Source organism: Serratia sp. CoH_134_PS_4 (assembly GCF_058190535.1).
Genome location: NZ_JBXWKI010000019.1, coordinates 93245 through 101792, shown reverse-complemented (window position 1 = coordinate 101792; position 8548 = coordinate 93245). Strand labels below are relative to the sequence as shown.

The window sequence follows — 8548 nt, the reverse complement described above, 5'->3', positions numbered from 1 at the left end:
GCTTCGCGGGTGGCGGCCACTTCGGCAGCGCCCAGCGCCGCACCGTGCACGTCGTGGGTGCCGGCCTTGTTCGGTGAACCAAAACCAATCACGGTTTTGCACATCAGCAGGGACGGCTTGTCGGTGACCTTGCGGGCTTCTTCAATCGCGGCCTTGATGGCGTCCGGGTTGTGACCGTCAACGTGACGCACCACGTGCCAGCCGTAGGCTTCAAAGCGCTCGGCGGTGTTGTCGGTGAACCAGCCTTCAACGTGACCGTCGATGGAGATGCCGTTGTCATCGTAGAACGCCGTCAGTTTGCCGAGCTTGAGGGTACCGGCCAGCGAGCAGACTTCGTGGGAGATGCCTTCCATCATGCAGCCGTCGCCCATGAAGGCGTAGGTGTGGTGGTCGACGATGTCATGGCCCGGGCGGTTGAACTGCGCGCCGAGGGTGCGTTCGGCAATGGCAAAACCGACGGCGTTGGCGATACCCTGGCCCAGTGGGCCGGTGGTGGTTTCAACGCCTGGGGTGTAGCCGTATTCCGGGTGGCCTGGGGTTTTGGAGTGCAGCTGGCGGAAGTTTTCCAGCTCGCTCATCGGCAGGTCGTAGCCGGTGAGGTGCAACAGGCTGTAAATCAGCATGGAGCCATGGCCGTTGGAGAGGACGAAGCGGTCACGGTCAGCCCAGTGCGGGTTGGTCGGGTTGTGGTTTAGGTAGTCACGCCACAGGACTTCGGCGATGTCCGCCATGCCCATAGGTGCACCCGGGTGGCCGGAATTTGCTTTTTGTACGGCGTCCATGCTGAGTGCGCGGATGGCGTTGGCAAGCTCTTTACGAGAGGACATGTTTTACTCCAGGTCGGATTAAAAAATCAGTCAAGTTTTCTATTTTCTCAGACTCAGCATTAAAACGGCAATCCCTAATACCAAATGAGAGCGAGTTCACAACTTATTAGCACGATTGGTCGGTTTTTCGGAATAACACTATTTTCCCAATTGCTATCGTACACTAGTCTCGTGCAGCACGATTTCCCTAAACTAAAAATGACACTCCCCCTTGTTACTATCACAGGAAGATGGCTTTATGAAAATCCGTACCTCTTTGATTGCATTAAGCATTGCCACCTTGGTAAGCGGCTGTCAAAACCTGAATACCGATACGTTGATGCAGTCTGGCGCGCAAGCCTTTCAGGCGGCGACATTGAGCAATGACGACGTCAAAACCCTGAGTGATAAATCCTGCGCAGAGATGGACAGCAAGGCACAAATCGCGCCGGCCGACAGCACTTACACCAAGCGTTTGAACAAAATTGCTGCGGCGCTGGGGGATAATATCAACGGCACACCGGCTAACTACAAGGTTTACGTCACCAAAGACGTGAATGCCTGGGCAATGGCTAACGGCTGTATCCGCGTTTACAGCGGGCTCATGGACATGATGACTGACAATGAAGTGGAAGGCGTGCTGGGCCATGAAATGGGTCACGTGGCGCTCGGCCATACTCGCAAGGCGATGCAGGTAGCTTATGGCACAGTGGCGTTGCGTACCGCCGCAGCCTCAACCGGCGGCATCATAGGTTCGCTGTCGCAGTCACAGTTGGCAGACATGGGTGAAAAACTGGTTAACGCGCAGTTCTCCCAGAAACAGGAAAGCGAAGCGGATGACTATTCTTTCGATCTGATGAAACAGCGTGGTATCGATCCAAACGGGCTGGTCACCAGCTTCGAAAAACTGGCTAAAATGGAAGCCGGTCGTCAAAGCAGTATGTTTGACGATCACCCTGCTTCCGAAGCACGTGCACAGCATATTCGCGATCGTATCGCAGCCGGCAAGTAACATAAAACGCCCGGCTGATGCCACAATGCCAATCGGTTAAGCCTGATTGGCATTTTTTTTATTCGGCCCCTGTAGGCTCAGTGCAGGTCGAGTTGCCATAAAAATCCAGTCTTCTCTGCCGCCACAATGAATGGCAATTGGCGCTTCCCCACCCGCACCTTTGCTTAAGACCCTCTGTCCGCCGCGCGAATACCCTAAGTGCGACATTGCGTGATGAAAGACAGTGAAAATAATGAGATGAGCACGCCGTTGAGCGCCCTGAAGACGTCGAACGCAAGAACAACGCATAGGCGAAACCGCCATGGACGGCGGTTTCAGGCGAGACAGGCAGGGACGCCTGTCGTAGCCGGCCGTGATGCGGCGTGATGAAGTGAGAGCCGTTGGCGCAGCCAACCGTCTGAGTGGGCAAGATCGCGGGTTGCAAGGGGCCGCGCTTACGGCCCCTTGCTCGGTCGAGGCGCATGAGCCTCATGGTACGTTATTCATTTATCGACCGAAAAAAACGTTGAACTCGCTAAAAAACACCTCGAGTAAGCGGAGTTTAGGCAGAGCCGGGCATTTTTTATATCCTCAATACAAACTCTTTTGCGGCGGCCCGGCGAAGGTCAACGGCCCAATACTGTTCATATCCACTTCCACCACCGACGGCCCCGGATAATTAATCGCTTCTGCCAGCACGCCATTGAACTGCGCCGCATTGTCCACCTTCCATGCCTTCAGCCCCATAGCCTCAGCAACCAGCGTAAACGCCGGGGTATGCAGCTCGTTATAGTATTGGCGACCGGCAAAATATTTATCCTGAATGCCGCGCATCACGCCATAACCGCCGTCGTTCATGATCAGCAGAGTGATATTCGCCTGCTCCTGCGCCATGGTCGCCAGCTCGCCCAGGCCTAACGCCAGCCCGCCGTCGCCCACCAGCCCAACCACCTTACGCTGCGGGTTGGCGATCGCGGTGCCAATCGCCATCGGCAGACCCATGCCAATCGCGCCCGCCAACGAGTGAATGTTGCACAACGGCGAAATAGCGCGGAATAAACGGCTGCCCCAGACGCTACCGGAGACGGTGATATCACGCACCAGCAACCCATCCTGCGGCAGCGCAGCGGCAATGGCGTCGTTTAATTTGGCATATTCCCCCGACTGCTGACGCAACGCGCTTTCCGCCTGCTGCACCGCAGCAATGATCTCGGCATCCCACTCGGCATTGACCTTCTCACCCGGATTCAGTCGGGCAGCCAGCGCATTAAGCAAAGCACCGCAGTCGCCGTTGATGTATTCGTCAGCCAGGTAATTGCGGTTGGCCGCTGCCGGATCAATATCAATCTGTACCAATGGGCGCGGCAGCGGCAGCGTCCAGGTGCGGGTTTCATTGCTGCGCAACCGCGAACCGGCCACCAGCGTCAAATCGCACTGCGTCAGGATCGCCTCAATGCTCGGCGAATTATGGAACGCCCGCAGGCTACGGGGATGGCTATCAGGCAAAATGCCGCGCCCGTGCGTACTGGAGATCACGGTAATACCGGCATCCGCCAGTTTACGCACGGCGTCTCCGCAGGCCAGCGCACCGCCGCCCAGCCAGAGTAACGGGCGTTTGGCCTGTTTCAGCCGCTGATACAACCGCTCAACCGCTTCGTCGCTGGCCTGCGGCAGTGGAGCTGGCGCTACAGGCTGGCTCAGCACCGCACTGGAGACCAGGCTGCTCTGAATGTCGATAGGGATCTCGACCGCAACCGGGCCACAAGGTAGGGTCTGCGCATCGAGGATCGCCCGTTGGATCACTGCCACCGCCTGTTCCGGGGAGTTGACCCGATAGGCACGTTTGGAGCAGGCACGTAGGAAACCAAGCTGATCGCGGGTTTCATGAATAAAACCGGCATCGGCATCCAGATACGCTTTTTCCACCTGGCCGGTAATATGCAGCAGCGGCGTGTTGGCGTTCATCGCCTCGATCATCGCACCAACGGCATTGCCTGCACCTGCGCCGGTACTGGTCAAGGCCACACCAAGACCAGAGAAACGTCCATGCGCATCGGCCATGGTGACGGCTCCCGCTTCGCCACGCGCCGGTACAAAGCGAATGTTGCCACGCTGGCCTACTGCGTCAGCGATCGGCAGATTATGAATCGAAATGATGCCGTACATCGCCGACACATCGTACTGTTCCAGAGTCCGGGCTATTGCCTCACCAACCGTTATTTTCTCGCTCATCATCTGCCTTCTTATTGTGTTCGTTGTATACCCTTCGTCTTTCAAGTTGCAGGGGCAAAGGGGGTACGCACCGTCGATCAAACCTAATCGCTCCAGCGATTTACCTGATGGTTAAGCGCCAGGTACAGGCTCTTTTGCTGCATGTAAGCCTTGATGCCGTGCAGGCCCTTTTCGCGGCCCAGACCGCTCTCTTTAAAACCGCCGAACGGCGTAGAAATGGAGAATGTTTTGTAGGTATTGATCCACACCGTGCCGGTTTCCAGTTGCTCCGCCAGCGCCATCGCCCGCGTGAAGTCACGGCTCCAGATACCGGCTGCCAGCCCATACACCGAGTTATTGGCCTGTTCAATGAGCTGTTTCTCGTCGTCAAACGGCAGCACCACCAGAACCGGGCCAAAAATCTCTTCCTGACAGGCGCGGGCGCTGTTGCTCAACCCGTCGATAATCGTCGGCAGGTAATAGCTACCGCCTGCCAGCAACGGATCTGCCGGGGCCTCGCCGCCCATCACCACCCTGCCGCCCTCCTGCTGCGCCAGCGCCACGTAATCCGCCACGCTTTGGCGATGCTTGTCGTTAATTAGCGGGCCGAGATGCACTCCCGGCGTCAGCGGATTACCCACCCGCAGACCGGCCGCCAGTTCACTCAGGCGTGCCAGCAACGGTTGGTACAAAGAGCGATGCACAAACAGCCGCGACCCGGCTATACAAGCCTGCCCTGCGGAGCTGAAAATGCCGTAACAGATGCCGCGTGCCGCCTGTTCCAGATCGGCGTCCTCCAGCACGATAGTTGGCGACTTGCCGCCCAACTCCAGCGACGTGGGGATCAGCTTTTCGGCGGCGATATGCGCCAGATGGCGACCGGTATTGGTGCCACCGGTAAACGAAATCTTTTTCACTAACGGGTGACGTGCCAAGGCTTCGCCAATCACCGAACCCTTGCCCGGCAGTACGCTGAGTAACCCGGCCGGCAACCCCGCCTGTTCAAACAGCTCCGCCAATTTTAATGCCATCAGCGGCGTGGCTTCGGCAGGTTTGAGGATCACCGCGTTGCCCGCAGCCAATGCCGGCGCCACCTTTTGCATTTCACTGGCAATCGGTGAGTTCCACGGGGTGATCGCGGCGATCACCCCCAACGGTTGATACTGGCTCAACGTCATCACCTCAGCACTGCGTTGAGTCGGTAGTTCTCCCTCCAGCACCTCGCAGGCTGCGGCAAAGTAGCGAGCCGTTGCCGCGGCGCTGGCTACCAAACCACGGGTTTCCGCCAGTGGTTTACCGTTATCGCGTGTCTGTAACTGCGCCAGCTCTTCCTGCTGCGCCATAATCAGGTTACTGACGCGGTACAGAATGCTGGCACGCTGGTGCGGCACCAGCCCGCGCCACTCAGGTGCACGCCAGGCACGTTCCGCTGCGGCCACCGCGTCGTTCACATCGTCAATGCTGGCGGCACACAGCCGCGCATTGACACTGCCGTCAGCCGGAAACACCGAGGTCATCTCATCGCCTCGCCCTTCACACCAGCGCCCAGCCACAAAAATCGTTAACTTTTCCATGCTCACTCCTGCCGTTCAGGCAATAAAACCACCGTCGACCAGACGGCGGCAGGCTTGTACTGCGCTTAACGCAGCCAGGGTTGATGTCTTGGGATTGCTCGCTAACGGGTTGCCACTCAGCTCAATCCGAAATTCACCGAAGTTCCCGCACACCTGCAGTCTGTGGGTGTTGCGCCGGGTCTCAGGATCCACCAGCAACCGTACTCGGGTGGCGTCCATTCCGAGACCGTTCAGCGCAATGGTCGCCGCCACGTTGGCATTGGCCGGGAACAGCTGCGCCGCCTCCCGCGCCGAGCCTTCGAAAAATACCTGCGCTTCGCTCACGGCATCGAGGTCAATCAATTGTTCCGCCATGCTGCCGCGCCAGCTCGCCGGGCTTTTGCAGGCCTGATAGGTCACGCTGTCTAGCCCGCCTTCGCGTGCCGATGCCAATCCGTCCATACCCGCCACCGCGCCGGACAGCACAATCACTTGCCCATGATGCAACCGACAGGCTTGCTGCAACCGCTGCTGCAACGCCGCATCCGCCAGCGCACCGGTAGAGATCACCGCCAATGGCCAACCACGCATGACCACCGCTTCACCAAACTCTGCCACCGCCTGCTGGCTGGCGCACTCCAGCACCAAATCAGGCCGTTCAGCACACCGATCCGGGTGGGTTAACGCCTGCACCGCGCCGCCAAAGTCACTGACAATTGCCGCATGATGAGCCGCACGTGCCACGATCCAGCCAACGCTCACCCCATCTGGTAGACGGGAAAGCACCTCTTTGGCCATCGCGCCGTAACCAATCATCATGATCTTTTTCATCTTTTCAGCCCTTGCGATTAAAGATGGCGGTTAAAGCCGCCGGAGACGTCAAGCGCCGCACCGGTGGTAAAGGACGCCAAAGGTGAAGCCAAGAACAGCAACGCCTGCGCAGGCTCCTGCGGTTTACCGAGACGTTTCATTGGGATACCGCGTCGTTCAGCTATCGCCGCCGTCCACTGTTCCCAGCTTTGATCCTTATCGCTGCGCTCGTCGAAACGGCGGCGCCATTGGCCAGACTCCACCATGCCCAACAGGATCGAGTTAACGCGGATCCCCTTGCTCACCAGCTCTTTTGACAGCGTTAGCGTCATATTGAGCAAGGCAGCACGCGCTGCCGACGTGGCAATCATGTGTTCTTCCGGCTGCAATGCCAGTAGCGAGTTCACGCAGGTGATTGACGCAATATCCGAGCGTTCCAGCGCCGGCAGAAACGCCTGCACCGGGTTGATGACACCGAACAGCTTTAGCTCCGCCTCATGTAGCCAGGCGGAACGCGGTGTTTGGTCAAAGTGCGCGACAAACCCCTGACCCGCGTTGTTGATCAACACATCCACTGCGCCGAAGTGCGCCATCACTTGGGCAGCAAACTGTGTCACCTGCGACTCGTCCAGTACGTCACAACACAGCGCCAGGATCTCCGCGTGCGGAAACTCACTACGCAGACTGGCTTCGGCACCGGCCAATTTGTCCGCGTTGCGGCCGCAGAATGCCACCTTCGCCCCTTCCGCCAGCAACAAACGCAGGGTTTCGAAACCGATGCCCGACGAACCGCCCGTCACGACAGCGACACGTTTCTCAAGCTGAAAATTCATGGTTGGATTGCTCCCGTAAAGTCCTGCAGATAGCGGTTAAATTGCGCTGGCGCATCGAGATAGCTGGCGTGCCCCGCCCCCTCAATCAGACGCAGGGGCGCGTCCTGCTGCTGCGCCAATACTGTCGCCGCTGCCGGTGGCGTGATCCGATCGCCGTCACCGCACCACACCTGTAACGGACCACGGTAATGCGCCAAATAGTGGCTGATGTCGTCATTAGCCAGCATCCAGGCTGCGCTAAGAAAACCGTCAGGATCCAACTGCTGCATGCCGTTGCGGATCCAGGCGATATCTTGCGGATCCGCGTCATCGCGCAGCAGCGCGGCTGCCCGTTGTTCGCCGTAACCTTGCGGCCCCAGGGTTTCGATCATCTGTTTGCGCTGGCCATAAACCTGTTGGCGCTTTTCTTCCGGTGCGCTGGCATAACCTTGAGCCGGATCCGCCAGCACCAGCCCACACAAGCCATCGGGATAACCGGCAGCATAAGCACTGCCGATCAATGCCCCGAGTGAGTGACCCACGATCAACGGTTGCTCCAACTGCAATTGCGCCACCAGCGCCGCCAGCGCAGCGGCATAGGCGGTAGCCCCCGGTTGGCTGACCGTCAGCGGCAAACTGCCACCATAACCCGGCGCATCCCAGGCCAGCAGGCGGTGGCCGTCGGCTAAACCACGATCGTTGAACTGCTTGATCCACGACGCAGAACCGGAGCTAATACCGTGCAGCAATACCACCGGCCGGCCGTGTCCCGCTTCGCGCCAGCTCAGGGTGTAATCCCCGCAGCGTGCCTGCTGACGTTGCGCTAAGCCGTTCATCAGTTGCGTTTCACTTTGGATAATGGGTGATCTGCCGGGTAGGTCGGCGTTTCCGGTTTGGCGGTGCCAAGCATGACGCACATCAACGCTTCTTCTTCGCCGTGGTTGAATAACCCACGGTAGACGCCGGCAGGGACAGAGATCAGATCGCGCTCTTTCAGCTTGGTTTCGTAATACTCGGTACCGTCCTGGATCATCAGCGTGATGCTGCCTTTCAGCATAAAGAACACTTCTTCCACGTCATCATGCAGGTGTAATGGCCCTTCGCATTTAGACGGCAACACCATGGTGGAAAACGTAAAGTTACCCGCTGGAATGGTGTTGGTATCGTTAACCACCCCCGTGGCGCCGGTACCGATATAACGCATCTGGGCACGGCGGTATTTCGGGTCGTAGTCAGCCTGGAACTTCAGCGCGTTCCAGTCATATTTGCGGCCTTCAAAACGGGCGATGCGTGATTCCACCCAATTTTCTATCGACTGATCCTGTGGCTTAACGCCGGTTTGTTTCTCAACCTGGGACATGTTGG

Annotated in this window: 8 protein-coding genes; 1 reads left to right on the top strand and 7 read right to left on the bottom strand. The window is 58.3% G+C overall.

Going from position 1 to position 8548, the window contains the following annotated elements; genetic code table 11:
* On the bottom strand, positions 1–827 hold an 827-nt coding region (locus AC2FCQ_RS22650; protein ID WP_490647422.1), incomplete at its 3' end, for a thiamine pyrophosphate-binding protein.
* A gap of 238 nt (positions 828–1065) precedes the next feature.
* On the opposite strand from AC2FCQ_RS22650, the gene loiP reads away from it, so the two are divergent.
* Complete coding sequence (gene loiP / locus AC2FCQ_RS22645) at positions 1066–1818, top strand: metalloprotease LoiP (RefSeq protein ID WP_209637612.1); 753 nt, start codon at positions 1066–1068, stop codon at positions 1816–1818.
* Positions 1819–2388: 570 nt separating this feature from the next.
* Here the strand turns inward: loiP and AC2FCQ_RS22640 are convergent.
* The 6 genes from AC2FCQ_RS22640 to AC2FCQ_RS22615 all read right to left on the bottom strand — a co-directional run bounded on the left by AC2FCQ_RS22640 (position 2389) and on the right by AC2FCQ_RS22615 (position 8543).
* A complete protein-coding gene (locus AC2FCQ_RS22640; protein ID WP_404760433.1) occupies positions 2389–4029 on the bottom strand; it encodes a thiamine pyrophosphate-binding protein in 1641 nt (546 codons plus the stop codon).
* 83 nt (positions 4030–4112) lie between these two features.
* Positions 4113–5582, bottom strand: coding sequence for an aldehyde dehydrogenase (locus AC2FCQ_RS22635; protein ID WP_490309097.1), 1470 nt, complete (start codon positions 5580–5582; stop codon positions 4113–4115).
* 15 nt (positions 5583–5597) lie between these two features.
* Complete coding sequence (locus AC2FCQ_RS22630) at positions 5598–6392, bottom strand: aspartate dehydrogenase (RefSeq protein ID WP_404760435.1); 795 nt, start codon at positions 6390–6392, stop codon at positions 5598–5600.
* A gap of 17 nt (positions 6393–6409) precedes the next feature.
* A complete protein-coding gene (locus tag AC2FCQ_RS22625) occupies positions 6410–7204 on the bottom strand; it encodes an SDR family oxidoreductase (protein WP_209637603.1) in 795 nt (264 codons plus the stop codon).
* Positions 7201–8019, bottom strand: a complete 819-nt coding sequence (locus AC2FCQ_RS22620; RefSeq protein ID WP_209637601.1) for an alpha/beta fold hydrolase — start codon at positions 8017–8019, stop codon at positions 7201–7203. The genes AC2FCQ_RS22625 and AC2FCQ_RS22620 overlap by 4 nt, the downstream gene beginning before the upstream one ends.
* The gene (locus AC2FCQ_RS22615) at positions 8019–8543 is read right to left on the bottom strand and encodes a cupin domain-containing protein (protein ID WP_265556792.1); all 525 of its coding nucleotides are present in this window, start codon (positions 8541–8543) and stop codon (positions 8019–8021) included. Before AC2FCQ_RS22615 ends, AC2FCQ_RS22620 begins: the two co-directional genes overlap by 1 nt.
* Positions 8544–8548: the final 5 nt, after the last annotated feature.